Annotated in this window: 31 protein-coding genes and 2 tRNA genes; 21 read left to right on the forward strand and 12 right to left on the reverse strand. The window is 55.3% G+C overall.

Annotated features, from left to right (window positions below; translation table 11 throughout):
- Window positions 1-83: 83 nt before the first annotated feature.
- From DD235_RS02320 to DD235_RS02335, 4 genes are all read right to left on the reverse strand, one after another.
- A tRNA-Thr gene (locus DD235_RS02320) sits at window positions 84-159 on the reverse strand.
- Between the two features lie 182 nt (window positions 160-341).
- A tRNA-Gly gene (locus DD235_RS02325) sits at window positions 342-415 on the reverse strand.
- Between the two features lie 197 nt (window positions 416-612).
- Entirely contained in the window at window positions 613-1,086 is a 474-nt protein-coding gene (locus DD235_RS02330) for an Lcl C-terminal domain-containing protein (RefSeq protein ID WP_109060431.1), read from the reverse strand.
- A 659-nt stretch (window positions 1,087-1,745) separates the two neighbouring features.
- Window positions 1,746-2,099 carry a DUF6693 family protein gene (locus tag DD235_RS02335; RefSeq protein ID WP_109060432.1) on the reverse strand — a complete coding sequence of 118 codons (354 nt, stop codon included), beginning with the start codon at window positions 2,097-2,099 and terminating at the stop codon, window positions 1,746-1,748.
- Window positions 2,100-2,227: 128 nt separating this feature from the next.
- Here DD235_RS02335 and DD235_RS16785 point away from each other — a divergent pair, with 128 nt between their 5' ends.
- Together DD235_RS16785 and DD235_RS02340 are read left to right on the forward strand one after the other, a co-directional pair.
- Window positions 2,228-2,404, forward strand: coding sequence for a hypothetical protein (locus DD235_RS16785; RefSeq protein ID WP_155574603.1), 177 nt, complete (start codon window positions 2,228-2,230; stop codon window positions 2,402-2,404).
- Window positions 2,405-2,492: 88 nt separating this feature from the next.
- Window positions 2,493-3,011, forward strand: coding sequence for a hypothetical protein (locus DD235_RS02340; RefSeq protein WP_109060433.1), 519 nt, complete (start codon window positions 2,493-2,495; stop codon window positions 3,009-3,011).
- 62 nt (window positions 3,012-3,073) lie between these two features.
- Here the strand turns inward: DD235_RS02340 and DD235_RS16680 are convergent, their stop codons facing one another.
- The 7 genes from DD235_RS16680 to DD235_RS02370 form a co-directional block, all read right to left on the reverse strand.
- Window positions 3,074-3,556 carry a hypothetical protein gene (locus tag DD235_RS16680; protein WP_146193389.1) on the reverse strand — a complete coding sequence of 161 codons (483 nt, stop codon included), beginning with the start codon at window positions 3,554-3,556 and terminating at the stop codon, window positions 3,074-3,076.
- A gap of 3 nt (window positions 3,557-3,559) precedes the next feature.
- A complete protein-coding gene (locus tag DD235_RS02345; RefSeq protein ID WP_338028403.1) occupies window positions 3,560-3,892 on the reverse strand; it encodes an STAS-like domain-containing protein in 333 nt (110 codons plus the stop codon).
- Window positions 3,864-4,931 (reverse strand): hypothetical protein, encoded by a 1,068-nt coding sequence (locus tag DD235_RS02350; RefSeq protein WP_162300390.1) that lies wholly within the window; start codon window positions 4,929-4,931, stop codon window positions 3,864-3,866. The genes DD235_RS02345 and DD235_RS02350 overlap by 29 nt, the downstream gene beginning before the upstream one ends.
- Window positions 4,932-4,937: 6 nt before the next feature.
- On the reverse strand, window positions 4,938-5,309 hold the full coding sequence (locus DD235_RS02355) for a hypothetical protein (RefSeq protein WP_146193393.1): 372 nt from the start codon (window positions 5,307-5,309) through the stop codon (window positions 4,938-4,940).
- 135 nt (window positions 5,310-5,444) lie between these two features.
- Window positions 5,445-5,774: a hypothetical protein gene (locus tag DD235_RS02360; protein WP_109060974.1), complete on the reverse strand. Its 330-nt coding sequence runs from the start codon at window positions 5,772-5,774 to the stop codon at window positions 5,445-5,447.
- A gap of 70 nt (window positions 5,775-5,844) precedes the next feature.
- Window positions 5,845-7,008, reverse strand: a complete 1,164-nt coding sequence (locus DD235_RS02365; RefSeq protein ID WP_109060437.1) for a type I restriction endonuclease — start codon at window positions 7,006-7,008, stop codon at window positions 5,845-5,847.
- A gap of 125 nt (window positions 7,009-7,133) precedes the next feature.
- Complete coding sequence (locus DD235_RS02370) at window positions 7,134-7,814, reverse strand: LexA family protein (RefSeq protein WP_109060438.1); 681 nt, start codon at window positions 7,812-7,814, stop codon at window positions 7,134-7,136.
- 692 nt (window positions 7,815-8,506) lie between these two features.
- Here DD235_RS02370 and DD235_RS02385 point away from each other — a divergent pair.
- The 12 genes from DD235_RS02385 to DD235_RS02440 all read left to right on the forward strand — a co-directional run bounded on the left by DD235_RS02385 (window position 8,507) and on the right by DD235_RS02440 (window position 17,585).
- Window positions 8,507-8,980 (forward strand): phage regulatory CII family protein, encoded by a 474-nt coding sequence (locus DD235_RS02385; RefSeq protein ID WP_204524173.1) that lies wholly within the window; start codon window positions 8,507-8,509, stop codon window positions 8,978-8,980.
- Window positions 8,981-9,041: 61 nt separating this feature from the next.
- Window positions 9,042-9,515, forward strand: a complete 474-nt coding sequence (locus DD235_RS02390) for a hypothetical protein (protein WP_109060442.1) — start codon at window positions 9,042-9,044, stop codon at window positions 9,513-9,515.
- Window positions 9,512-10,144, forward strand: coding sequence for a Ref family recombination enhancement nuclease (locus DD235_RS02395; RefSeq protein WP_239990001.1), 633 nt, complete (start codon window positions 9,512-9,514; stop codon window positions 10,142-10,144). Before DD235_RS02390 ends, DD235_RS02395 begins: the two co-directional genes overlap by 4 nt.
- Window positions 10,145-10,183: 39 nt before the next feature.
- Window positions 10,184-10,411, forward strand: a complete 228-nt coding sequence (locus tag DD235_RS02400) for a lysozyme family protein (RefSeq protein WP_146193395.1) — start codon at window positions 10,184-10,186, stop codon at window positions 10,409-10,411.
- A 115-nt stretch (window positions 10,412-10,526) separates the two neighbouring features.
- The gene (locus DD235_RS02405; RefSeq protein ID WP_109060444.1) at window positions 10,527-13,148 is read left to right on the forward strand and encodes a DNA methyltransferase; all 2,622 of its coding nucleotides are present in this window, start codon (window positions 10,527-10,529) and stop codon (window positions 13,146-13,148) included.
- Window positions 13,145-13,492, forward strand: coding sequence for a hypothetical protein (locus DD235_RS02410; protein WP_109060445.1), 348 nt, complete (start codon window positions 13,145-13,147; stop codon window positions 13,490-13,492). Before DD235_RS02405 ends, DD235_RS02410 begins: the two co-directional genes overlap by 4 nt.
- Window positions 13,489-14,418, forward strand: a complete 930-nt coding sequence (locus DD235_RS02415; protein ID WP_109060446.1) for a YdaU family protein — start codon at window positions 13,489-13,491, stop codon at window positions 14,416-14,418. The genes DD235_RS02410 and DD235_RS02415 overlap by 4 nt, the downstream gene beginning before the upstream one ends.
- Before the next feature lie 67 nt (window positions 14,419-14,485).
- Window positions 14,486-15,118: a hypothetical protein gene (locus DD235_RS02420; protein ID WP_109060447.1), complete on the forward strand. Its 633-nt coding sequence runs from the start codon at window positions 14,486-14,488 to the stop codon at window positions 15,116-15,118.
- Window positions 15,119-15,138: 20 nt separating this feature from the next.
- Window positions 15,139-15,567, forward strand: coding sequence for a RusA family crossover junction endodeoxyribonuclease (locus tag DD235_RS02425; protein ID WP_109060976.1), 429 nt, complete (start codon window positions 15,139-15,141; stop codon window positions 15,565-15,567).
- Entirely contained in the window at window positions 15,564-15,950 is a 387-nt protein-coding gene (locus DD235_RS02430) for a hypothetical protein (RefSeq protein WP_109060448.1), read from the forward strand. Before DD235_RS02425 ends, DD235_RS02430 begins: the two co-directional genes overlap by 4 nt.
- A 328-nt stretch (window positions 15,951-16,278) precedes the next feature.
- A complete protein-coding gene (locus DD235_RS02435) occupies window positions 16,279-16,797 on the forward strand; it encodes a hypothetical protein (RefSeq protein ID WP_109060449.1) in 519 nt (172 codons plus the stop codon).
- Window positions 16,798-16,958: 161 nt separating this feature from the next.
- Window positions 16,959-17,585 carry a putative metallopeptidase gene (locus DD235_RS02440; RefSeq protein WP_109060450.1) on the forward strand — a complete coding sequence of 209 codons (627 nt, stop codon included), beginning with the start codon at window positions 16,959-16,961 and terminating at the stop codon, window positions 17,583-17,585.
- Window position 17,586: 1 nt separating this feature from the next.
- On the opposite strand, the gene DD235_RS02445 is transcribed toward DD235_RS02440, so the two are convergent.
- Window positions 17,587-18,174, reverse strand: coding sequence for a DUF4145 domain-containing protein (locus tag DD235_RS02445; protein WP_204524174.1), 588 nt, complete (start codon window positions 18,172-18,174; stop codon window positions 17,587-17,589).
- A 132-nt stretch (window positions 18,175-18,306) separates the two neighbouring features.
- On the opposite strand from DD235_RS02445, the gene DD235_RS02450 reads away from it, so the two are divergent.
- Genes DD235_RS02450 through DD235_RS02480 form a run of 7 tightly spaced genes read left to right on the forward strand, consistent with a single transcriptional unit; the run spans window position 18,307 to window position 25,382 of the window.
- Window positions 18,307-18,780: a DUF2280 domain-containing protein gene (locus DD235_RS02450; protein ID WP_109060452.1), complete on the forward strand. Its 474-nt coding sequence runs from the start codon at window positions 18,307-18,309 to the stop codon at window positions 18,778-18,780.
- Entirely contained in the window at window positions 18,731-20,227 is a 1,497-nt protein-coding gene (locus tag DD235_RS02455) for a phage terminase large subunit family protein (protein WP_204524175.1), read from the forward strand. The genes DD235_RS02450 and DD235_RS02455 overlap by 50 nt, the downstream gene beginning before the upstream one ends.
- 2 nt (window positions 20,228-20,229) lie before the next feature.
- Window positions 20,230-21,705, forward strand: coding sequence for a phage portal protein (locus DD235_RS02460; protein WP_109060454.1), 1,476 nt, complete (start codon window positions 20,230-20,232; stop codon window positions 21,703-21,705).
- Window positions 21,650-22,504, forward strand: a complete 855-nt coding sequence (locus DD235_RS02465; RefSeq protein WP_109060977.1) for a phage head morphogenesis protein — start codon at window positions 21,650-21,652, stop codon at window positions 22,502-22,504. The genes DD235_RS02460 and DD235_RS02465 overlap by 56 nt, the downstream gene beginning before the upstream one ends.
- Window positions 22,501-23,802: a DUF2213 domain-containing protein gene (locus tag DD235_RS02470; protein WP_109060455.1), complete on the forward strand. Its 1,302-nt coding sequence runs from the start codon at window positions 22,501-22,503 to the stop codon at window positions 23,800-23,802. Before DD235_RS02465 ends, DD235_RS02470 begins: the two co-directional genes overlap by 4 nt.
- Window positions 23,799-24,284 (forward strand): structural cement protein Gp24, encoded by a 486-nt coding sequence (locus DD235_RS02475; protein WP_109060456.1) that lies wholly within the window; start codon window positions 23,799-23,801, stop codon window positions 24,282-24,284. Before DD235_RS02470 ends, DD235_RS02475 begins: the two co-directional genes overlap by 4 nt.
- A gap of 15 nt (window positions 24,285-24,299) precedes the next feature.
- Window positions 24,300-25,382, forward strand: coding sequence for a major capsid family protein (locus tag DD235_RS02480; RefSeq protein ID WP_109060457.1), 1,083 nt, complete (start codon window positions 24,300-24,302; stop codon window positions 25,380-25,382).
- Window positions 25,383-25,390: the final 8 nt, after the last annotated feature.

The following is a 25,390-nucleotide window of genomic DNA, read 5'->3' on the forward strand; positions in this document are numbered from 1 at the left end:
CAGGGCGCAGCACTCCTGTCTGCCAGTCGGGCAGAAAATGCAGGTGAGGGTAGGGAGTGCTGCGGCCTGAGTGGCTGGATGTTTGGTGCTGGCAGCAGGCATCGAACCCGCGACCTGCCGCTTACAAGGCGGCTGCTCTACCATCTGAGCTATGCCAGCAATGGCCCGTCTCGTGGGCCAGCCGCATTGAATGGCACATGTTCAATGATCGTGGGCCGTATCCACAGCGCTGCCTGCGCCCAGCTTCATCGGCGTGGAGGCAATGTATTTATCACTCGTCTGCCAGCGAGTCGCATCAAGGGAGAGGGTTTGCTGCCTTCCCAAACGTGCAATTGAGTGGATGGAGCGGGCTGCGGGAATTGAACCCGCGTAGGCAGCTTGGAAGGCTGCAGCCTGACCACTCGGCCAAGCCCGCAATTGGCCCGTGCGTGGGCCAGCCGGTCAGATCACGCTGCAGGGCTGCGGCAGCAGCCTCTGCAATCCAGGAGGTGAGGCGAGGAACCAACGAGGCGCTCTGACTGCCGGTGATGTACATGCGCGCTCTACCGGCCTACGCGTCCAGGCATATCCCTTACGGGGCCGCCCTGGCCACGGGAAAAATGGATGAATGGATCAAGCGACGAAGCTGCGGAAAGGGCGGACGCGGAACTCGTAGCAACGGCTGAGGTCGAACACGAGGCCGGCCTCGAAATCGACCGCCCAGGTGTAGTCACCGTGTACGGTGCTGGTCCAGTGATATACGTTGTCAAAAATCTCCTGCGCATTGGCAAAAGCGACCATCGCTTCACTTTTCGTTGGCAGACGCCAGTCTTCGAATCCGCCGACGCGATACTCGGCAGCCTTTTCCGTGGCGATCGACCAGTCATGATCGCCCAGGCTCTCTGGCGCTGCGATCAGGTGCACGATCTTGCCATCCAAGATGATCGGGCCGACGTAGATGCCGCCCTGCAACTCTGCACCGATGGTGGCTGGAACATCGGGGACTGCGACCTTGCTCTGCTGCTCTTCTGCAAGCAGCGGGAGCAACTTGGCCAGAGACAGAGAAAGTGTCTGTGCTGGGATTTGGAGGTTAATTTGCTGTGTCATGTTGTACTCGCTTCAATTCACAGCCTCGTGATGAAGCTGCCCACCAAAGCGACCTCCGAAGAGGCCCTTTTCGACTGTCTGTTTCAGTCTGTCACCACGTCTCATAGCAGACTGCCGTTGGTTGCCGGCTGATCCTGCAATCGGATTTGCGCGATCCATAGTGGGTTTCGCGTCAGGTAGCGATCCTGATCCCCGGATTCCAATCGAGTGCTGCGGCCAGTGCTTTCCTGACCAAACGATCTGTCCGGTTCGTCCCCTAGTCTTTTTCCCGAAGCGTTGCGACGCTCCTGTCAGGTGGGGGCTGAGTCCTGGTGAGGCTTGGCGTGTGCCGTGCTCACTGTTTATCTCATGCAAGTTGTTAAAGAGCGGTGCTGTGCCGGCTATGCCGGGGGGCTGCTGACTCATTGCTTGCTGCGCTTGGCGCTAGGCGGTCTGTGAGTCGACATATGAATATTAGAACTCTAATTTTCATTCGTCAATAGAAATCTAATAATTTGTGGCGAGGCACGCCTCTTTGCAATCAATGATTAGATTGTCCATGGCCCGGCTCATACAGCGCAGGCCCGACAGATTGGCGCGGCAGAGGGCGCAAAAAAGCCCGCTCAAATAGCGGGCTGCTTATTTGCTGATATGCCGCGCATGTGGCGGCAAGAAAGGCTTTACAGGTCGTTCACACCGACGATTTTTGTGTGGTTCATGCAGTGGGCATTGATCTTGTACATGAAGACCAGGTAGCCGATACCCAGCGTGATGATGCTGATGATCGCCCATAGGATGATGTTGCCGATGATGCTGGCCAAGTCGATCGTGCATACCAGCCGGCCAACGCGTTGCCCTTGTTCGTTATAGGCATAGGTCTTGCTGATGATGAATCGCTGCATGTAGTAGGGGAACACGAAAAGGGCGAGTCCGAGCGTTACGATCGCCAGGATGATCCATACGATCACATGGCCGATGACGTCCATGAATCCAAGTTCGGACTTCAATTGATAGTTGCTGAAGCTGGTGCTCATGCTTATTCCTAGGGGAGGGAGAAAGCATGGATTTTAAACATTTTGTGTTTATTTGTTTTTGAGGAAAAAGGAGTCGTGACGGTACTCTGGAAGGACCGCATGTGCGGCATACATTTAAGGAATCCATCATGGATCTGGAAAAAATGAAACGCGATCTTGGATTCGATCGTGAGCACCTTGCGCGGATCGAAGAACGTCCGGAGATGTCGATCGTTGCCGATGGCTTGCGTCAACAAATTGCCATGCAAGAGCAAATTATTGATGAAGAGGTAGCGCGGCGAGAATGCAAAGTCGTAGGCCAATAAACCCCCTGGGGAGAGGAGCTCAGGGGCGTAATGCTAAAGAAATAACTTGGCCTGCCGTTAGGTAGGGTTTACCCCTTATGGAGATGATATGAAAGTAAAACGTCTCGGTGCATGGGCTGCCGGTGCTTGCGCACTCAGCCTGCTGAGCGCCGTAGCTGTGGCTGGTGATATCGTTGTCAAGGTTGAGTCTGAACAGTATCCGTCAGGAACACATACCGTGTCAGTGCGTGACGACGGCTCGTTTAACGATACGGTTACTTTCCAGCAGCCAGGGCCGTCTTTTGACCCGAGGTGCGCAAACGCTGCTGTGGGTGCGGATGGTAAATCTCATAACAAGGTATCGTTGAGCATCAATGGCTTTCGCGGGGATGATGGCATAGTCTTGATCGATGTCGTTATGGAAACCGAGAAGGCAGGACGTTTGTATGATCGTGGGGTGGTAGCTCCAGATGGTCGGTCGATGACCACCGTCGAATGTCCCAGCGTTGCTACTTTGATGGTGGGCCCGAGCGGGATTGTGCGTCCCGGACAAAGCATCGTTCTGTTTGATGGAATGGACGGTTCCGACCACTCTCAAGTCAAGCTGACTGTTGATCTCTTGAAGTAGATTGGCAAGTGAAGGCAAGGTTGGCTGCCTGCTTGCCTTCCTTTCAGCAATAAATGGGCTGTCTAGGATTCAAATTCGTGGAGAAATAGCTCATGCATCAAATGGATCAATAGCATGGCCTGTTGATGTGTCTCCAGAAAAACTTCTCTTTTTATGTGTACATCTTCACTGGGATGCAGCACTTTATCCCCTGACGCACAGTCAAAAAAGTTTTCCGAAGACGTTCGGCAGGATGTACGGTAAATTTCGCATGAAGTCTTGTAACGCCTACCAAGTAGGCGCTCTAATTGCATATCAATATCTCTAAGTGTTGTTGTAATGCTTAGGTATGCAATATCTCGATCACTGGGTGTCTTGGCGCTCAAAGTGGATTCTACATGCTTCAAGACTTCATTTATTGATGCTGAGATGGTCGCAATGTCTGTACGTATTTCTTTGCGACGCTCTCGTTTATTCGCTTGTCTGCTGCTGACCAGCCAGCCAGCAGCAGCCACTGCCCAAGCTATTGCGGGACCATAGTCCTTCAGCCAGGTGGAGAGATCCATTTCCTACCCGCGAGGGCGCGCCAACGCTGCTGCTGATCGAATGTAGCGCCATACTCGGTTCTTATAGGTTGCTAGCTTGCTTTCAATGGTGAGTCGAGATTCCAGCTCATCAAGTGTGAGTCCGGATCTTATGAGCCCCCCAAACGCCTCCTCTAAAAACGATGAGCCGTAACCTACCGCACCATCGAGATTAACGATAACTTTTTGACCTGCCGCAAGGGGAGGGTAGAGGAGTTCTTCACGGAAGCGCTGACCAGAGTTAGGCCCTTCTTTTCTGTACCGCGCTGCGGGCGACAAAGAAAAGTCCCTAGCTATTGAGATCATTTTCACGCTCATCGATATGTTGCTCGAATGGTATCTGCCAAAGGACAAGTGTCCCTGGAATTGTGCACTCTAGGTTCTTGCGAGAGGCTACGCCTGTCTGAGGGTCGTAGTAGTATGCGCCACGCCCACTTACTATAGACAAGAAGCCAGAAGCTAAGTTTCGCGAAAATTCTAACATTTCGGGCAGCCCTTTGCCTCGATGAGGGAGTCGCGTACTTGTGCGGGAGCTTGCAGTCGCCGCTTCTATCAGTCTAGCATCTTTGAAGCGGCGAAGGCGCAAGAAATCACTCAACTCGGGTTTGCGCCTCAACGATCCAGGAATGGTAACCCCCATATCATAAATTGCAACGAAGACATGTTCATCTCGCAATGATGAAACGACCCACCATTTTCTGTGGTCATGGGGAGGGAGCCAGGGTTTCTCGAAATCGTAAGCGTGTCCAACGGTATTGGCCACTGCTTCGTTTAAGCAATCTGCAAATAGTTCTCGTTCTGGATGTTCGATGTTGTCACGCACGGTAGTGGCCAAATCTCGATAGGCGGCAGCATCAACAGTCTTCCCACTTTTATAGTGCCAGAATCTAACGCGATCGTGATTGATGGTTTTTCTGTTAGGCAGGCCTAGTTTTTCCATGACCTTAAAGTGTTGTAGCAACTGTTCGACAACCTCGTCATCCGGATAGTTACCTTGTATTTTTCCGGGATACCGTTCTATCCATATGTCAAAATTTGCCATAAAAATGAGAGTTCCGCATGGATGAAGCTCTGTGATTTTGCTGAAATCCAGCCGGATAGAGCCTCCACCCATAAGGATGCGGTTGGCGTGCTCAATGAATGCTAGGAGTTGTCCGCGAGGTTCATAGTCCTTGATCTTGACAATGACCGGGACGGGCATAACTACCTGCCTAGCACGATAAGCTTTTGATGTGATTTTTTTGTGTGCCCGGTGTTGCGCGCGTCGGGCTTTCATCTTCTGCCTATGCAAGCGCCGCCACCGATTGATTTGCTGGCGCTTTGCAAATAGCTTTTGTTCAATAGACAGTTTGTGCATGGTGGTCTAAGGATTATGGCTGGTCAAATCTGATAGCTGGATGCGCCAGAATCCACGGTCATCATTGCTTTGTGATTGTGGGAAGTGCCAGTACCCTTCGAGAATAGCGCTCTCAGGGGCGAACTGGTGCAGGGTCGAGTCGCAGCCATCAGACCCAGATAGCCTCCAGTGCCCAGGGCCAGCTTCTTGTCCGGTGTACACCACACAAACCGACTGCTCTGCCGCCTCCCCCTTTCTGTCGTACTTTACTGTCAGCGTGCTCCCATCCTGCTGGACGATACAGTCGTATTGAACAATATCGGGATGGCCGAGATAACAAAAGGTCATCGTGGAATTGCGCCAAACACGATTTTTTGAAGAGGAATCGTTACTGTTCATGGAAGGAGAGCCTCATTATTGTGAGTCAGCAGATGAACGCATCGGCCCATGAGCCTCCATCGGGCCTAACATTTCATCCGCTGAAGTACGTTGTTCTAGGGCTGGATCACCCATTTCACTGACATATGGGTTGGATCAGAACTTGAACCCTTGTTGGTTCGATGCTGCCTGTGTCTCCATGTCGATGCAGCCATCTAGTATTGCGTAGCTGCCTCCGGTGGTTCTGGCAATCTGATCACAATACTCCCGTGTCCTTCCGGGCAGCGAGTCCCAGGCAGACTTGAGCTTGTTATATGAGGATTGTTCCATGTCGATGCACCCGGAGTAGATCATTGATGATCCCCCTGATGTATTGGATATCTGTTGGCAGTAAGTCTCGGGATCGTAGCGAGGCAGGTCAGCCGCTTGAGCTGCAGACGGTACTGAAACTGCCAAGAGCGCCACAATCATGCTTGTTTTTTTCATCTTGCTGTTCTCCAGTATTAAATCGATGTGCATACCTGGCTGATTTATGTCTTACTTTGGGATGCGTGATTTAGCCTTCGTCACCATCAGCAGACCTTTTGGAGGTACGCCGGAAATTGTCATTGTTCTTGCAGTAAGTGAGTGCGTCGCGCACGATCCCAGCCAGACGGTACAGATCTTCCGGCTTGCCAAGCAGGATTTGCCCATTCTTGGCCAACTCCATGCCGGCGCGTTCAGCTTCAACCTGATGCGCCTCGGTGATGGGCTCAATGAACTGGATAGATGGTTGGCGCTTGTCACCCCAGAAGCGGAAAAGCCAGCGGTTCGACTTCCCATCCAGCACGACCGAAAAGTAGGTTTCAGTGTCGCGCATGGAAAGGTTCTCGCCAGGCAGAATGTCCTGGCTGATTTCGAATAGTCGCCGTTCTTCCGCAGTGGTAACGATCTTGTCGTTGCTCGGGTCAATGACTGGCGCATCTTCGTCCGGCACGATTTCAGGAGCAGGTGCCTCTTCCATCTTGGTTGGCCTGGATAGACTGGTGGCCACCATGGCGCTGACTGACTGGGCAACCGCCTGCACTACCAGCGGCTGAATGCTCTCAAGGAACCGGGCGTTGAGTTGTCGCTGTACGTTCGCCCGCGATGCCACATATCGCACAAAATCGAGATCACAATCGCGCAAGGATGATGTGATGGCGTCCTTGAAGGATGTGAGATAAATGTTTTCCTCGGCCAGTGCGCGCAGGGCTCCAGCCTCGAGTTGATCGTAGTGGAAGCGCCGGAGTTGCTCGGCCACATCATCGTCGGGATTTTCAAAATCCACAATCAGGAATGGGGCGCTGTCCATGATGTTGCGATTCACCAGGTCAGTGAAAAAGCGCCATTCCCGGCCATTGGTAATGGCGGCCACTGCGACCTCGGGCGTCGCGTTGTAGTACCGGGACAGTTGAGGACAATGATTATTCAGGTTTTGGCTATGTGCCTTTGCCTCGATGAACAAGACAGGCGTGCCGTTGCTGAACAGAGCGTAATCGACACGCTCAGTGGCTTTGACACCGGGGAAGTCAGCGCCGTACTCGGCCTGTACCCGCGTGGGGTCGTAAGGGCTAAATCCAAGGATGTCGAGCAGCGGCAGAATCAGCGCTTGCTTGGTTGTCTCTTCCGATACGCAGTGCGCCCCGACCTTTTTGACATGATCGATGTGAGCTGCAATCCGTCGCTTGAATTCTTCCACGTTCGACTCCTTACTTTTTATCTAAAAATACATTTCTTGTTGCATGGTCTGCGCAAGAAGGCGCTTTTCAGCGCCTACCTACTAAGTTTTCAATGCTCGTTTGACCCACTGGCAGGAATAGAGTTTCACTCTTCAACCCACTTCCCGATTACGACTCCGCAGATTGTCGCGTTTCCATTGATCTCGATGTAGCGCGGCTTCCAGTCGGGATTCAGAGCCTTCAGCAGCTTCCTGCCATCTTCCTCCATGTACTGTTTGAACGTGGCCTTGTCCTGATCGTCGAGCTTCACTACGACCCGACTGCCAGGCGATGCACAGACATCAGGATCTACGAAAATTATGTCGCCTGGATCGTAAGATGGCTTGCTTCCTGGGTTCTTCATGCTCTCACCCTCAACGCGCAGGCAGAACGTCCTGGGGCCGTGCTTGACGGGGCAGGGCAACCATAGCTCCGCATCACTCGGTCGGAACGTATGGGCGATTTCAGTCCACGCACCAGCCTGCACCGATGAAATCAACGGCACGTTGCCGCGTAGGTCTGGGCCGGCTGAGACATTCGAATTGGCATTCTGATCACTCTCGCTTATGTAGGGTGGATCATCACCTCCCGACAGAAGCCACTCCGGCGCGACCTGCAATGCCGCTGCAATTTGAAGGATGTGCTTTGTCCCTTTGTTTATGCCGGATTCGATCTGGCCGATAAGCCCTTGGCTTACCCCGCTGGCGCTAGCAAGAGCCTGCTGAGATAAGCCTAGCTCAGTTCTGCGCTGCCGCAAACGAGATCCGATTGGTTTGCTCGATTTCATGAAGCTAGATTATTAGAAAACTAAATTAGTGTGCTATTGACATGAGTGATTAGATATCTAATAATAGAGGCATGATCACATGGAAAAAACACATCCAAGACCTGTTGGACTGGGGTATGACCCAAAGTGAGATCGCCGTTCATATCGGCGTCTCCCAGGGGCGGGTATCGCAGGTGTACCGATCGGACGATGGTCTTGGGTTCGGCTTCTCCGCAGGGAGCAAGCTGATTTCGTTGCATTCGAAAAAATCCCGATCCCAGCGACGCAGGCCTGCAGCCGAGTCGAGTTCCATCCAGGAGCCGGTAAATGTCTGATCCCAAGAACAAAGACGATCGCATCCCAATCGGCCCGACTGACTGCTAGTGCAGTGTCGAGTAAGTGCCCATTTCGATGTTGTCCAGTAGCTCGACCCCCTCTTGTTCGATGCAGAGCCTTTCAAAGACTGCATGAAGTAGGTCGTCGCTCACATCCCGGCGGTCGGTGATGTCTTGGCAGAGGCGATGGGCCTCGCGCAGTAGGCGTTCAGTTTTCGTTTCCATGCCTCGATTTTCGGGCGATTTGAATGTGAGTTCCATCCGCAGATTTGACAGTGTTGGTCGAGAGGGATGGATGTTAGAGCGGGGCACCTAGTGGTGAAACGCTGATATTGCGGAGATTTCAAGGTGACGTGCAGATACTCGAATACAGACTGGTTGGACGTTCTTTACAACAGCGTTCGCCGCACTCCTGGAAGCGTAACGGATGCCGCCCGATTTCTCACTGAGCGTCGTGGCAAATCTATCCATCCCGAAAGCCTTCGGGCCAAGCTGCGCAGCCACGAAGATTCAATCAGCGTGGAAATGGCAATTCTCTTGACTGAGTGGATGGAAGAGAAGACTGGCGGTTCGGAATACGCAAAAGACTGGATGCAGGCCATGGCGGTCGAGCAAGGTCTTGCTGTGGATGTGATACCTCCAGCGCCCGCTGGCGGTTGGCCAGATGAGGTTGCAGCCCTGCAAGCAAAAGTAATGCAGATTGCCGCTCTGGCGGGAAAGATCGCTGGGACGACTGTGGAATCCCTTATCGATGGTCGCATTGACCAGAGTGAGAAAGATGCGTTGGCAGACCTTTTTCGTGACGCCCGCACGATGCTGCATCGCGCTGAGCGAAATCTTTACAGGGCATAGCAATGGAACAGCATGTGCGCGGCCAGATGGCTTATGCGCGGGCGCGGCTGGGGCGGTAAGTATGGCCAAGATCGCGCTACGCATAGATGAGCAGGGCAAGCTGGCGGGCCTGACGCCGGCTGACGCTCGCGCATACGCGCGGTTCCGGCGCAAGCTGACTGAACTGCGGACGGGCGACACGATCAGTTTTGAGCATCGGTTTCCGCGCAGCCCGAAGTTTCACCGCTTGCACTTTTCCATGCTGGGTGCGTTGTTCGATAACCAGGAGCAGTTCGCCAATCCAGAGGATATGCGCAAGTGGATCGAAGTCGGTGCTGGGCACTGCCGGTTCGTGCCTGGTCCGAAAGGCAGGCTGGTGGCGCTGCCGCTATCGATTTCCTACGACAGCCTGGACGATGCCGAGTTCTACGAGCACCACATCAAAGTGGTGGCATTTCTGCGTACTCAGCATGCCACGCGGTTCCTGTGGCCAGAGGTTGGCGACATGGCGGCGCTGGCTGCTGTGGATGCGATCTTGTCGGAGTTCAGGGTATGAGCGTCTGGAACAGCACATTGCAGCGCAGAACGCCACTTCGCGTCTCGCCCGCCCGGAAGAACGACCGGCCGCGCGCAGCAAAAGAGCGGCGTCCGATGAAATCGCGTGGCATGAAGGGGAAGGCTCCTACGGCAGAACAACTCCGATTCTGGGATCTGTTGGCCAGCCTGGGCTGCATCGCCAGCCGCAAGGATGGATTCTTCGACCCGATGGTGAGCATCCATCACATTGATGGGCGCACGAAACCGAACGCGCACTGGTTGGTTCTGCCGCTGTCGGCTGGGAATCATCAAGACGGCACTGGTGCACCTGGACGAATCGCTGTCCATCCACACAAGGCCCGGTTTGAAGACATCTATGGCCGGCAGATCAACTTGCTGCGCGAGTGCATCCAGATCCTGATGGATCAAGGCTGCGCGGTACCCGATGGTGCGCTGCGCGCTGCAGGAATGGTCCAGACGGATCAGAAGGGAATTGTCGCGTCATCAGGTGACGGTTTCTGTGACACAGAGAGGCTCATATCTACCTGCCAATTGAGGAAAGAGGCGGTGTTGTCGGTGAACGAAGAGATCTCTACTGCGACAGGTTCGCCACACAACGCTGACAGAGCTGCCGAAATCGTGTCTTGAATTTCGGTAATTGAATGATTTTTTATGGAGCTTTTTGCCATGTCGAAACCTTTTGAAAGTGAAGTCCCCGCGCGCTGGCTTTGTTACTGCGCTGATTTGCTTGGAGGCCCGAAGCTGACCCAGGAACTGGTCGAAGTGTACTTCCGAGCAGTCGGATCGGATGACGCAGAGGCTGTAACCCGCGCATTGGGTGATTGGCTGCGTGCTGAGCGCAGATTTCCGGCCCCTGCCGATATCCGGCAAGCATTGGGGATGGTCCAGGAATGAAAAAGCCCGACGCAGAGTGAAGCTGCGCCGGGCGGTGTTCAACAAGTCCATGAGGATGAATCAAGATGAACGAGAAAATTGTAAGTGAAGCGGCACAGATGCGCCAGGGGTCAGCATGAAGCCCTACGAAGATTTCCTGCGCGCCAAGGTGCAGATGGCAAAGCAAATCGGCTTCGACATCACGGATGCCGATATCCATCCCATTCTGAAGCCGCACCAGCGGCAGATTGTTCGCTGGGCAGTGGCTGGTGGGCGGCGGGCGATTTTTTGTGCCTTTGGCCTAGGCAAGACGGTTATCCAGTTGGAGGCCGTGCGCATCACCCGCGCGCGCGCTGGCGGCATGGGTCTGATCGTCATTCCGCTGGGTGTTCGCCAAGAGTTCATCCGCGACGCTTCCATGCTGGGCATCAAGATCAAGTTCGTGCGCCGTATAGAGGAATGCGATGACTCGGAAGGGATCTACCTGACGAACTATGAAACAGTGCGGGACGGGAAGCTGGACCCGCGCCTGTTTTCTGTTGCCAGCCTGGACGAGGCGGCATGCCTGCGCGGTTTCGGTGGCACGAAAACATTCCGTGAGTTCATGGCGCTGTTCGCCGGTGATGATCGGCGTGACATGTCTCAGCGCATTCGCGGCCGAGAGGTCGAATATCGGTTTGTGGCGACGGCCACGCCTAGTCCGAATGAGTATATCGAGTTGCTGGCGTACTGCGCGTTTCTGGGCGTCATGGATGTGTCGCAGGCCAAGACCAGGTTCTTCAAGCGCAACAGCGAAAAGGCAGATCAACTGACTCTGATGCCCAATCGAGAGCATGAGTTCTGGTTGTGGATGGCATCCTGGGCTTTGTTCGTGCAGAAACCGTCAGATCTGGGCTGCAGTGATGCCGGCTACGAGCTGCCGCCGCTGGACGTGCGATGGCATGAGGTGGAATCGGCACAGCAGAGGGTGTTCGACTCCATTGGCCAGGGCCAGATGTTTGCGCAGGAAGCCATAGGCATCGTGGAAGCAGCTCGGGAGAAACGCAACAGCTTGCCGGCGCGACTGGCCAAGCTGTTGGAGTTGCGCGCGGAAAATCCAGGCGCACACCGCTTACTGTGGCACGACCTGGAAGACGAGCGGCGTGAACTGGAAAGGGCCATTCCAGGTTTAACGACGGTGTACGGTGCCCAAGACACAGACATCAGGGAAGCAGCCGTCATCGCCTTCAACGATGGGCAGATTCAGGAACTGGCCAGCAAGCCGGTGTTGCTTGGTTCTGGCTGCAACCTACAGCGGCATTGTCACTGGGCCATTTTCATGGGCATAGGGTTCAAGTTTGCCGACGTGATCCAGGCCATACATAGGCTGCAGCGGTTCCTGCAAGAACATCCCGTGCGCATCGACTTCATCTACACCACGGCCGAGCGTAGCGTGCGCCGTGAGTTCGAGCGCAAGTGGCAACAACACAAGGAAATGACTGAGAAAATGGCAGAAATCATTCGCAAGTATGGCCTGTCGGCGGCAGCCATGGCCGAGGTTCTGACACGCAAGATGGGCGTGGAGCGCGTCGAAGTGCGCGGCCAGGACTACATCATTGCCAACAACGATTGCGTCGAGGAAACGCGCGGCATGGACAGCAACAGCATCGGCCTGGTGCTGTCGTCGATTCCGTTCGCTGCTCAGTACGAGTATTCGGCCAACTACGCCGATTTCGGCGGCACTGATGGAAACGAGCATTTTTTCCAGCAGATGGATTACCTGACTCCGGAGCTTCTGCGCGTGTTGCAACCGGGGCGCTTGGCGGCCATTCACGTCAAGGATCGTATCGTCCCGGGTGGCCTGAATGGCATGGGGTTTCAAACGGTGTACCCATTCCATGTAGATGTGATCCAGCATTTCCAGAAGCACGGCTTTGCCTATATGGGCATGAAGACCATCGTGACGGACGTGGTGCGCGAGAACAATCAGACCTATCGGCTGGGCTGGTCAGAACAGTGCAAGGATGCGAGCAAGATGTCGTTCGGGCTGCCCGAATACCTGCTGCTGTTTCGCAAGCCTCCCAGCAGTACGGAAAAGAGCTATGCCGATGTTCCTGTGGTGAAGGAAAAACCGTTCAGCCTGGACGTAGACGGTAACCGTATCCCGTTCGATCGTAATGCGCCAATGGTTACCAGCACCGGTTATTCCCGCGCACGCTGGCAGTTGGATGCGCACGGATTCACCAGGTCATCAGGCGACCGTTTGCTGGGGCCCGAGGATCTGGAAGGGCTGTCTCATGCGGACATTTTCCAGTTGTTCAAGCGGTTCAGCTTGGAAACTGTTTACGACTTCGAACACCATGTCATGATCGGCGAACACCTGGAAGCCCGGGGAAAGTTGCCGTCCGATTTTATGCTGCTGCAGACGCAGTCTTGGCATCCGGATGTGTGGGCCGATATCACGCGCATGCGCACGTTAAACACGATGCAGGCTGCGAAGAAAGCTGAACAGCATATCTGCCCATTGCCGCTGGATATCGTGGATCGCGCGATAGCTCAATGGTCCATGAAGGGGGAGTGGGTATACGACCCGTTTGGTGGCTTGATGACTGTTCCGTACAGGGCGATCGCACAGGGGCGCAGGGGTAGGGCGGCTGAACTGAATCCGGCCTATTTCCTGGATGGTGCCACTTACTGTAAAGCAGCAGAGCGAGAAATGAGCGTGCCCACGCTATTCGACCTGGAGGCCCTGGATCAGGAGCAGGAGGCGATGGCATGACGATGCCCCTTATCAGCTCACAACGATTTCTGGACCCTCATAAGGTGTTGCGCAAAGCCAGCCAGTTCAAGGTGTTTGTGGTGCGCACCATGGAGGTATCGCTGAGAGGTCGCCCATATCGTGTCTTGCTGGACGGTCACCACAACCTGGCGGCAGCTGCCTTGGCTGGGGTTTCCCCAACATGGCGCGGGCCGTCACGAAAGATGCTGCGCGTCCAGGCCAGCATGCTGCCGACAGAGTTCGAGCGCATGCTGATCAACAACCTGACCGATTCAGATTGGTACTACGTGGATACCGGCGAGGTTGTTCCCGAGTTGATTGCGGCGGAAAGGGCGGCAGCATGAACTATTACCCTCACCACATTGGCGACTACATCACGGCTACAGCCCATTTGAGCATGATCGAGGATGGTGCTTACCGGCGGATGCTGGACCTTTACTACTCACGCGAGCAGGCGCTGCCCAGCGAACAAAAAGCACTGTACAGATTGCTGCGTGCCCGAAGCCAGGAAGAGCAAGAGGCAGTCGATATCGTCTTGGGAGAGTTTTTCGAGGAAACGATGGACGGCTGGATCCATGGCCGTTGCGATGAAGAGATTGAAAAGGCTCGAGCCTCCGGGGAACGGGCTCGAACCAATGGCAAGAAGGGAGGTAGACCACGCAAAGATGAACCCAAAGCAAACCTAGACGACGATTCTGGGAAACCAGAGTACAGCGAAGAGGAAACCCACCGGGTTAATTCTGGGTTTTCCAAAGAAACCCATCAGGAACCCACAGGAAACCCAGAGCAAAAGCCCCCAATAGCCAATAGCCAAGAACCAAATAACGTATTTCCTGACGGAAATACTAAAGGCGCTGTCGCGCCTGCCGACCTTCCTCCTGCCGATCCTCCAGACGCGAAACCCCGAAACCTCGGCTTGCGCGATCTGGTCGCTTTTGGCATCAACGAGCAGCATGCCCGAGACTGGCTGGCCGTGCGCAAGCGCCATCGTGCTCCTTTGACGCCTACGGCATGGGCCCGGGTGGTATCCGAATCGGAAAAGGCTGGAATGACGCCAATGCAGGCGGTGGAAATCTGCGCAGCCAGGGGCTGGCGTGGCTTTGAGTCCGAATGGCTGCACAAATCAGGACCGCCGGGAGGGCAAACACGTGCTGACAGGCTGGATGCCTGGAGCGCGGGGATGAGCAGGGTTATCGAGGCCGGGAAGGGCGGACGGCCGCAGACAATCGACATGGGGACGATCGATGCAACTGGCAACACAACACGCTGACCAATGGCCGGCACAACCCGCTGCGCCTCTGGGTTGGGCTGGGCGGCTGATCGAAAGGATGCGTGCGATGTACGGCGCGACATTCGACCGACAATGGTCTGGCACGTCGCCAGACCGATTGGCGGAGATCTGGGCAGAGGAGATTTCAGACCTTACCGGGCAAGAGATTGCCGCTGGATTGCAGGCCTGCCGCGCACGGCCGCTGCCTCCGACAATGCCGGAATTTCGGATCATGTGCCGGCCGGAGGTTGATCCGTACACGGCCTTCCGAGAAGCGGCGGTTGGCATGGAGGCCAGAGCTCGAGAGTTGCGTGGCGATTGGACGCATCCGGCGATTTACTGGGCCGCCGTGCGAATTGGCACTCACGACCTGCTGAACATCGGATACCAGCGTCTGCGGCTGCATTGGGAAAAGGTGCTGCGCGAAGAATTCGCGCGTGGACAATGGCCAGAAATCCCAAACCCTGCGCCGGCGTTGCCTGCGCCAGGGCAGACTCTGGCGACAAGGGCCGAGGCTGCTGCAGCCATGGAGCATATCCGCAGGGAGACTGGTCTAGACCCGCAGCAACAGCCCAGCGACAAGCGGGCATGGGCTCGCCGAATCGTTGATGACCATCAGCGAAAGGGCGGTCGCCGGTATTCGGCTGCCGTGCTGGATATGGCAAAGCAAGCGGCCGGCATGGTGCACGAGGTCTTGTGATGCAAGCAGAGAGGACAGCAATGAGCGTCGAAATCACGATACCGGGGATCCCGGTCGGCAAGGGGAGGCCGCGCGCCGCAAGGCGTGGCAAACATGTCACGCTGTATACGCCAGCAAAAACAGTCAGCTACGAGGGCAAGGTGGCGCTGGCTGGTCAGCAAGCAATGGCTGGGCTCGCACCGCTACTTGGACCGTTGGTCGTCACGATGGGTGTTTATATGCCGGTACCCGCGTCTTGGTCCAAGAAAAAACAGCAGGCCGCTCTGCAGGGGATTGAATTGCCGGCGAAGAAGCCTGACAGCGACAACGTGATCAAGGCTGTATTTGATGCTTTGAATGGTGTCGTGTGGATCGATGACGTGCAGGTCGTCGATCTTGCGTTACGCAAGCGGTACTCACTGACGCCTGGTGTTCATATGGTAGTAGAGCAAATGAGGCCAGCCGTATGACGAAATTTCGCAAAACCAAAATTATCGGATCCGGTGTGTCTGGTGAGGACTTGTTGTGGAATTGGTCACGCTGGCAATGGTCTGGCCCTACGGTCGGCAATATGTCTGATTGCATCCCGTATGAGGATGTTGATCCCAGGCCAATAGTCGTCGATCTGGCCAGGAAGGTCGACGATCTTCATCAGGAACTGCCACTGCATGAGCGGATGATAGTCACCGCAGAATATCCGCAGCGGCATGAACGCTTTGCAGGCATGGACGCAAGGCAAAGGCGCGAGGCCGCATCGCGTTGGATTGTCGAGGAAACAGGAGTCAGCCTGACGGAAAATGAATACAAGCTCTATCTGGGGTTGTTCCGCGACAGAGTGGGGAGGTTAGTGTGAAATACGCCCCGGAAATTATCGAGGTCATGTCGGCATTCCCTGGTCGAAGGTTCAAAGTTCGGCACCTGACGAAGGTGGCTGTTTCTTCGATGGCAACTACATCAATGACATCTGCGCGCCGGCAGGTGCAGCGGGTCCTGGCTTATCTTGAGGAGCTGGGCCAGATCTGTAGCACCAGGGGTGAGGTAAGCAATGGTGAGGACGCGGAGTATTGGTGGGCGCAACGATATGCTCCTGTGCAGGGCCAAGGAAATATTGATATAAGGCGTGCGCCTTGAATGGAAATAGCTCGAAATTGATCTTTAGGGGATAAATTTCTGGTATAAAAATGGTCGTTAAAAACCTTTTGGGGAATAAATTGAGTCAAATTGGAAAAGTTGTGCCAAGCAGCGAAACCGATAAGCTTTTTATGTGGGAAGACCACACCCAAAAGGCAAAAGTATCGGTTGATAATTTTTTTAAGATGATCTTGGAGATGGCGGTTCATCACAGAGACGTGCAAGCCTTGGGGCTATCATTGGAGTATTTTGGCACTGACAATGTTGAAAAAATCGCTTTTATCAAAACACCGTTTGGCGAACTGAGGGCTAGAATTGAGTGGTTTTTTGGTGAAAAAAACCTCGATGTTGCTTTGGTATTTGACCGAAACATCAAGGATAAGTACGACACTCCTTATTGGGAGAAGGTTTGGGCGCTTAATTTTGAGAGGCCATGTGTTCTAAAATCTGGTGGTGAGAATCCTATTCGTATTGATGTCCTGGGGCGAAACGATGACAGTAGGTGGAGAGAGTCTTATCGCGCCATTCAGCATCTGATTTATGCGTTGGTGGAAGGGCCACAGTTCTAACGTTTTGGAGTAGATGTCAAAGCAGTATCAAAAAACCGCGACATTTGCCTCTGGCAAACCGCGACCAAAACCGCGACAATAACGCCAGGGCGCTCGCGTCCTGAGAAAACAAAAGCCCCGCCATCGAGAGATCGGCGGGGGTTTTATTTGGAGCCTTACGCATGGACATCACCGCGCGGCCTTATCCGCCCGCCGATCTGGTTGGTGATGATGCTTCGATCGTTACGACTCTACGGCCGGCACCAGAGATAGGCGACTGGATAAGGGCAAACATCTTGGAAGAGGGCGGTGCGCTCTACAATCCAGATCACTCGCATCTGATCGATGCCGATCTGTGCTTTCTGTGGGCATCAACCGCCTTCACGAAGCAAGGCCGCACGGTCCTTGGCCAGTGTGAGCAGCTCATGTTCCGCGCCGGAGGCTGGCAGAAGGCTCGCCAGGAGCAGCAGATGCGGGAATGGTTCGGCTTTGTGCCGGACTTCATCATCACCCTGGCGGCTGACTATTGCTCCCAGTGCAGCGACATTGAGTTCTGCAGCTTGGTCGAGCATGAGCTGATGCACATCGGCCAGCAGATGGACGAGTTTGAATCACCCAAGTTCGACAAGGAGGGCAGGCCGAAGCTTTACATGCGCGGCCATGATGTCGAAGAGTTCATTGGGGTGGTTGAGCGATACGGCGCGTCCAGGGATGTGCAGCGCATGATTGATGCTGCCAGCCGCGCGCCGGCGGCGGGAAGGACAAGCATCGCTCGCGCTTGCGGAACCTGCCTAAAGGTAGCCGCTTAGCTTATTTTTTAGAGTCTCGCTTGGCGATCGCTTCTCTGGATCCTTCAGGAAGGCTTGCGAACATGTTTTCAAGCCTTTGTGGCTGAGAAATCATTTGCTCAACGATGATGTTCACCAGTTCAAAAAGGGTGTGGACTTGATCCGCGTGGTCTTCTTCGGTCATCACCCCGGGGTGTACAGCTTCATTGCCAACGACCCGCACAATATCCAGTGCTTGTTGAACGCGGGTGGGTAGGCCTTCTTTTACCAGCGCTGCGATATCGGAATTGATGTTTTTGCCAGGCTGCCCAAGTTCTACACACAGCTTTTGAATGCAAAGCCTGAGCAGAGCTGCTGCCCCTCTTGGTGAAGCTTGGGCTATTGAGCGCGCTTCCGAGTAGTCTCTTGAACATGCATCTGGTAGGTTGGCATGGGGCATTGGAGCAGAGGTTGTTTGTGGGGAAAGCATTTTTCCGCTCACATTGAATCCCTGCCAAAGAGTAATTCCACGGCAACTGTAGCAAATACATTGCCATAACGCCTCATGCTCATAATCATCCGGCCCTCCCGTAGGGTCATAAATGTGCCTGTATAGCTTTTCCCACGTCATTTGAGAGTGAGCGCTGCAGTGAGGGCATATGAAGGCAGGCAGTCGAAAACTAGGGGATGGATGCGGGCTCATGGGTGGCCATCAAGAAAGATTAAGCATCGGGTTTTATACAAGTTTTAGGAAATATTAGCTATGGCAGCACTTAAAGACGATCAGAAAGTGTTCATCGTCCAAGCGCTGGCATGCTTTGACGCTCCGTCCCAAGTGATTGAGGCGGTAAAACAGGAGTTCGGGATTGATGTGAGCCCCCAACAGCTCCAGGCGTATAACCCGGCCACAAAGGCGGGCGCACGCATGAGCCAGAAGCTCAAGGATATTTTTGAAGCTACTCGGAAGCGGTTTCTTGCTGAAGTCAGCGACATTCCTGTGGCCAATCAAGCCTATCGTTTGCGCCAACTTCAGCGGATGGTGCATGAGTCGATGAAGCGCAAGAACATCGTCTTGGCCGCATCTCTACTCGAGCAGGCCGCCAAGGAAAGCGGTGGCATGTTTACGAACAAGCGGGAATTGAGCGGCCCGGGTGGCAAGCCAATGGAACATAGGACGGTTGTGGTCGATGAAAAATCAGTCGCCGCTGCCGTCTCCGCTCTTGAAGATGAGTTCTGATGTTGACCCTGACGTAATCCGCCAGGTAGCAAAGGTACGATGCCAGGACGAGGGGCTGTTCTTCGCGCGGTACTTTTTCAAGCAGCGCATGGGGGCCAAGATGATCGTGGCCCCGCACCACCGGGTAATTCAGCGCACGCTGCAGCGGGTCATTGACGGCGAGATCACGCGGCTGATCATCAATGTGCCGCCCGGCTACACCAAGACCGAATTGGCCACGATCAATATGATCGGGCGCGGGCTGGCGCTGAACAATCGCGCTCGGTTCATGCACCTGTCGTACTCGCATAACTTGGCGCTGCTCAACAGCAGCACGGCGCGGGGCATTGTCAAGTCGCAGGCGTATCAAGGCATGTGGCCTATGACGCTGCGCGACGATGCCGACAGCAAAGCCATGTGGTGGACTGAGCATGGTGGTGGCGTGTACGCATCGTCTGCCGCAGGGCAAGTGACGGGCTTCCGAGCTGGTCACATGGAGCCAGGCTGGCAGGGTGCGCTGCTCATTGACGATCCGGTAAAGCCGGATGACGCATACAGCGAGACTGTGCGGGGCGGGATCAATGACCGCTTCAACGAGACAATCAAGTCCAGGTTGGCGCTGGAGACGACACCCATGGTCGTCATCATGCAGCGTATCCATTATCACGATCTAAGCGGCTACTTGTTGCGTGGAGGATCGGGCGAACAATGGCATCACCTGTGTCTGCCGGTGATCATCGACAACAGCGAGGTGTACCCAAGCGAGAACACGCATGGGATACAGATAGCGCACGGGCTGCCTGATGGATGGTTGTGGCCGTTCAAGCACAACGAGTCGCATCGCACGGCGCTGTTCTCGCATCGGAGAACGGCCGAAGCGCAGTACATGCAGCGTCCACGCCGGTTCAATTCTGAAGGGGCATTGTGGACTGAAGGATTGATAGCGGCAGCGCACGCTTTACAGATCCGCTATGAGTTGGCCCGCACTGTTGTAGCGGTTGACCCCGCGACAACAAACAATGATGAGAGTGACGAAACCGGCATTGTGGCGGCCAGTTCGTATGGGCATGGGGATGATCGCCAGTTCTCTGTTGACGGGGACTACAGCGGCAAATTCAGTCCGAACGGATGGGCGCAGAAAGCCATGGCTGCCTATGAGCAGCACCAGGCTGACGCGATCGTCATTGAGACGAACCAGGGCGGTGACATGGCGGAATCGACGCTGCGCAATGCCGGGTTCAAGGGCCGCGTTGTGCGCGTCCACGCAAGCAAGGGCAAGTTCGCTCGAGCTGAGCCGATATCTGCTCTGTATGAACAGGGCCGGGTGTCACATCGTGGTGCGTTGTACCTGCTGGAAAACCAGCTGATGGAGTACGTGCCAGCCACTGCAAAAAAATCGCCTGACCGGCTTGATGCCATGGTCTGGGCGCTAACCAATCTCAACGGCCCGCGCGGCTTTTTTGGCTAAACATGAGCATGTTCAATTGGTTCAAGCGAAAAGACGCTGAGGCGGCCGTCGCGCCGCGCCGGGGGCTTTTCTCGACGCATCCGCTTGGTGAGAAGATTCGGCCCAGATTTGAGATGCCAGCGTTTGAGCAGCCGAAAGGTGCGCCTGGTGTTGCGTCTGATAGTGGAGACATTGGTGAAAGGGTGTCTCCAAAGGCTGCGGTTGGATTCGCTCCAGTCAATGAGGCCCAACTGGGTTTTTACGCGGCGGGCAGTGCATTTATCGGCTACCAAGCCTGTGCGATGTTGGCGACCAACTGGCTGATCGACAAGGCCTGTGGCATGCCTGGGCGGGATGCAATACGAAATGGATTCCTGCTGACATGCGGATCTGAGGATGTGTCGAAGCGACTTCGGGCATATGACAGCAGGTTCGCGGTCGTTGCAAACATGCGCGAGATGATCCATTTTGGTCGTGTGTACGGTGGGCGTGTTGTTTTGTTCGAAATTGACAGCGACAACCCTGAGGAATACTACAAGGCACCGTTCAACATCGATGGCGTGCGTCCAGGATCCTACCGGGGGATGTCTCAGATTGATCCCAACTGGATGACGCCGGTACTGACTGAGCGGAACCTGAGGGACCCGGCGGCGCGCGATTACTACGTGCCCACATTCTGGCGCATCGGAGATCGGGTTTACCACCGGTCTCATCTGCATATCTTCGTCCCGTACCCGGTGCCGGACTACCTAAAGCCATCGTATCGATTCTTGGGGGTGTCTGTACCCCAGAGGATGATGGAGCGGGCATATGCGGCAGAGCGCAGCGCGAATGAGGGCCCTCAATTGTTGATGACCAAGAGGCTTACGTCTCTGGGCGTTGGCGATGCGGCACTCGGAAACCGTGATGCGCTCGAAAAGAACCTAGCTGAGTGGGTTGCGTACCGAGATAACTACGGTGTGCGCGTGGGCGGTGCAGATGAAACGATCCAGCAATTTGACACTGCGCTGGCTGATGTGGACACAGTCATCATGACTCAGTTCCAACTGGCGGCGGCAGTGGCAAACGTGCCTGCGACGAAATTGCTGCAGACGCAACCCAAAGGCTTCAACGCCACGGGCGAATACGAACAGAGTGTGTACAGGGAGGACCTGGAGAGCATCCAGGCCAATGATCTGTCGCCACTGCTTGAGCGGCACTACAGGATTCTGGCCCGATCGGAAGAGATCGTGACGGAAATGGAGATCAGCATCCAATGGCTGCCTTTGGACAGCCCGACTGCGAAGGAATGGGCTGATATCGAAAAGGTCAAGGCGGACCGTGACTCTGTGCTGTTTAACACGGGCGCTATCGACGCACAGGATATCCGGACTCGGCTGCGAGAAGACCGCGAAGGCGATTACCACAACATCGAGGAGGCTGAGTTCGTAGATGGCGAAGCGCATGGTAACGAAACGCCGCCAGCAGTGGGGGCAGGAGCGCCGGGCCGAGCAGTTTAAGGGTTCGGCGCTTGCTCATCCGGAGTCTGCAGAGCAGCGGTATCGAGCCAGCATCGAATCGATGATCGGAACAATGCTTGCCGATTTTGAAAAGGGGCTGGCTGGCCTTTACGAAGCAAACCCACTGGCGGCCCAGGATGAGAGCGTGACCACTCAGGCACGCCGCATTCTGTCTGGTCTGGGGCGGAAGTGGAGTCGGGTGTTTTCTGAATGTGCCGGCCCGTTAGCGAACCGAATGATTGATCAAGTGGATCGGTTTTCGAAAAAGAACCTTAGTGCATCGCTGCGTGAAATGTCTGGCGGCCTGACTATCAAAACGCCCCAGATGCCTGCAGTACTTTACGACAAGATCCTGGCCAGCACGGCGGAGAACGTCGCGCTGATCAAGAGCGTGCCGGCGCAGTATCTGGAGAAAATCCAGGGCATTGTCATGCGGTCCATTCAGTCGGGCGGGCAGGGGACACGGGAAGTCTTCGAGGAGATCGGACACCTGGGCCAGGTCACAAAGAACCGGGCCAAGCTGATCGCCACCGACCAGACCCGAAAGATCACTGCGGCTATGAATGACGCTCGGATGAAGTCTGCCGGGGTCAAGAGATTTGAATGGATCCACAGCGGTGGCAGCGCGGAGCCAAGAGAGTTGCATGTCGAGTATGACGGCCAGATTTTTGACTTGGATGATCCCCCTGTCATCGACAGACGTACAGGACAAAAGGGGCTGCCAGGTGTGCTGATCCATTGCAAATGCCGTATGCGGCCAGTCCTGGACTTTACTCAATATCTTGATGACGAATCATGAGCCAACGACAAACCGATGTGAACGGGTTTCTGCTGGTGCGGAACAATCCGATCACCAAAGTGGGTGTGTTCCCTTATCTGGGCAGCGAAATTGGCGCACCTGAGCCTGACAAGGTCTATCAGGTGTATAGGCCACAGGAAGAACTGGAACGGCCGGAGACGATCAAGTCTGCAAACCTGGTGCCGTGGATCAATGAGCATGAGTTTCTTGGTGCAGAAGGCACTCCAGCCGAGAAAAAGGGGGTGCAAGGCACGACCGGAGAGTCTGCCTATTTTGACTATCCCTACTTACGAAACAACATCAGGCTCTATTCGGAGTCGATGCAGGGGCTGATTGATCGCGGCAAGGTGGAGCTGTCGCCAAGCTACCGATGCCGTTACGAGTTCGCCTCGGGAGAGTTCGAAGGACAGCGTTACGACGCCGTCCAGCGGGACATCCTGTTTAACCATCTGGCATCTGTCGACGAAGGGCGGACAGGGCCGGATCTAAAGGTTCAAGACGCCCTCACTATCACTTACGACTCAGCGGAGTTCATCAATATGGAATTTACCGAAGAACAACTTGCGCAATTGCGTGCGTTGATCGAGCAGGTACTGGCGGAAAAGAAACCCGCTGGCTCGGACAACGATACCCCGAAGACAGGCGACGAAGTCGATCCCGACAAGAAGCCATCGACCGACGCGGACCCTGCCGCCGCGACTGCAGCGGCTGCAACGCCTGAGGAAAAGGAGGCGGCCGCGAAAACGGTTGAGTCTGCTGAAGGGGCTGCCGAAATGGTCGAACTGGCGCAAGAGGCTGTAGCCGAGGCCAAGGAAGCGCTGGAGGAAGTCCAGGAAGCAGCCAAGGAGGTCGAAGCTGCACCGACCGCCGACGGAATCAAACGGCTGAAGGATGCCATGGATGGTCTCAAGGCGGCGCGTGCGAAAGCGACAAAGGCGGCAGATGCTGTAGCACTGGCACAGTCTGTCAGCGACTTGGCCAGGCAGGTCGCCAAGGGACAGGATACTGGCGCAATCATCAAGCAGATGGCCGAGCAGGTATCTGCTCGTGATGCGCTTGCAAAGCGTGTGACTCCATTCATTGGGGCTTTCGACAGCGCTCAGATGCTGTCTGCCTCTGATGTCGCCAAGTACGCCGTCGGCAAACTCGGCATCAAGGCCCATGACGGCGCTGAAATGGATGTCCTGGAAGGCTATTTGCAGGCGGCCCGGCCGGACTCTGAAACCATCGTCAACGCTGATCAAAAACCCGCGCGAGCCGAGGACGCCGCCGCCAAACTCTGGAGCGAAAAGAAATGATCCCCAATACTGCTCGAACCCATCTGTTGTCCGGAATCCCCGGCAACATCAGCCATGACGGGCCGACTCGTGCTGGCTCGGCCATCATCGACAGTGCGAGTGTGTTGAACAACGTATTCGGCCGGGCACTGACCTACAAAGATCAGTCGGTCGAAACTGTGCAGGCCGGCGGTACCGGTGTGTTTGCGGGCATCTTGATCAACCCGAACCTGTATGCAGTTGACAACCCATACGCGCCGAATGCAAGCGCGGTCGAATTCTTGAGCATGGGCGAGGTGTACGTCGAACTTGGCAGCGCCGGTCAAATCGGCGACCAGGTGTCTTTTGACCCGGCTACAGGAATCATTTCGGCTGGTACCGATGGGACCGTTATCCCAGGTGCGCATATCGCACGACATCTGCCGAGCGCGGAAACGCCGCGCTTGGCTGTGATCGCCCTCAACGGCATCGTTTCCCTGCCCGAATCGGGCGGCGGCGAATAAAAAAGGAAATCGGAAATGTCTCATAAAACAGCCTCGAAAGTGCATATGCACATGAGCGGCGCTCTGGCGGTAAAGCGGGGCGCAGTCAGCGTCGGATCGGATGCAAAGATCAGCTTCTCCGATCTTGATGCCATCGGTGTCGGCCTGCGTGCGATGGATAGCGCCTTGACCGGGCCCGCGACCTCTTCGGGTGCCATGCTGCAGCACATGCTGCAAACGTGGCTCCCGGGCACGCTACGCGTCGTGACTCAGGTGCGCAACATTGACGAGATCGCTGGCATCACGACGGTGGGCCGGTGGGAGGATGAACTCATCAGCCTGCGCGTTGCCGAGCCTGCTGCTCGTGCTGAAATCTACGGTGACACGACCAATGTGCCCCTGGCCAGCTATCGCCAAGACGTCGAATCCCGTGGGGTGGTCCGATTCGAGCAGGGCTTCCAGGTGGGGCGTCTCGAAGAAGCTCGTCAGTCGCTGATTGGCTATCAAGCTGCAGATGAAAAGCGCAAAGCTGTGTCTGAGTCGCTGGATATCAGCCGCAACCAGGTCGGTTTCTACGGTATGAACTTCGCCGGCAGCAATGTCTACGGCTTGCTGAATGAGCCCAGCCTGCCTGCGTATGTATCGACCGGTACTCCCTGGCTGACGGCATCGTTCGATCAACTGACAGCGGAGTTCAATCGTCTGTACAACCAAATCGAAACTCAGATGGGCGGGCAATTGCAAGACTCGGCCCGCGTCTGCTTGGTTCTTCCCACTGGCTATCGCTCTATTTTCAGCGTGTATAGCCAGGCAGGCAGTGGCATGACGTTCCGTCAGTGGCTGAACGAGAACTTCCCACAGCTGCGCATTGTTTCGACCAACGAGTTCAAGGGCGCAAATGGTGGGTTGGATGTCGCCTACCTGTTTGTCGAGAACGCTGGCATCCAAGATGACTCTGACGCCAACAACGCGAGCCTGATCCAGGCGGTTCCTACACGGTACCAGGTTCTGGGCAGCGAGAATCGTGTGAAGGGCTATCTGGAAGATGCCACCAACGCGACGGCTGGCATTTTCATTTTGCGCCCCTGGGCATTCGCCCGCATGACTGTCAGCGCCTGACGCCTGTC

The sequence above is a fragment of the Corticimicrobacter populi genome (assembly GCF_003123725.1).
In the GTDB taxonomy this organism is placed as follows: domain Bacteria; phylum Pseudomonadota; class Gammaproteobacteria; order Burkholderiales; family Burkholderiaceae_B; genus Corticimicrobacter; species Corticimicrobacter populi.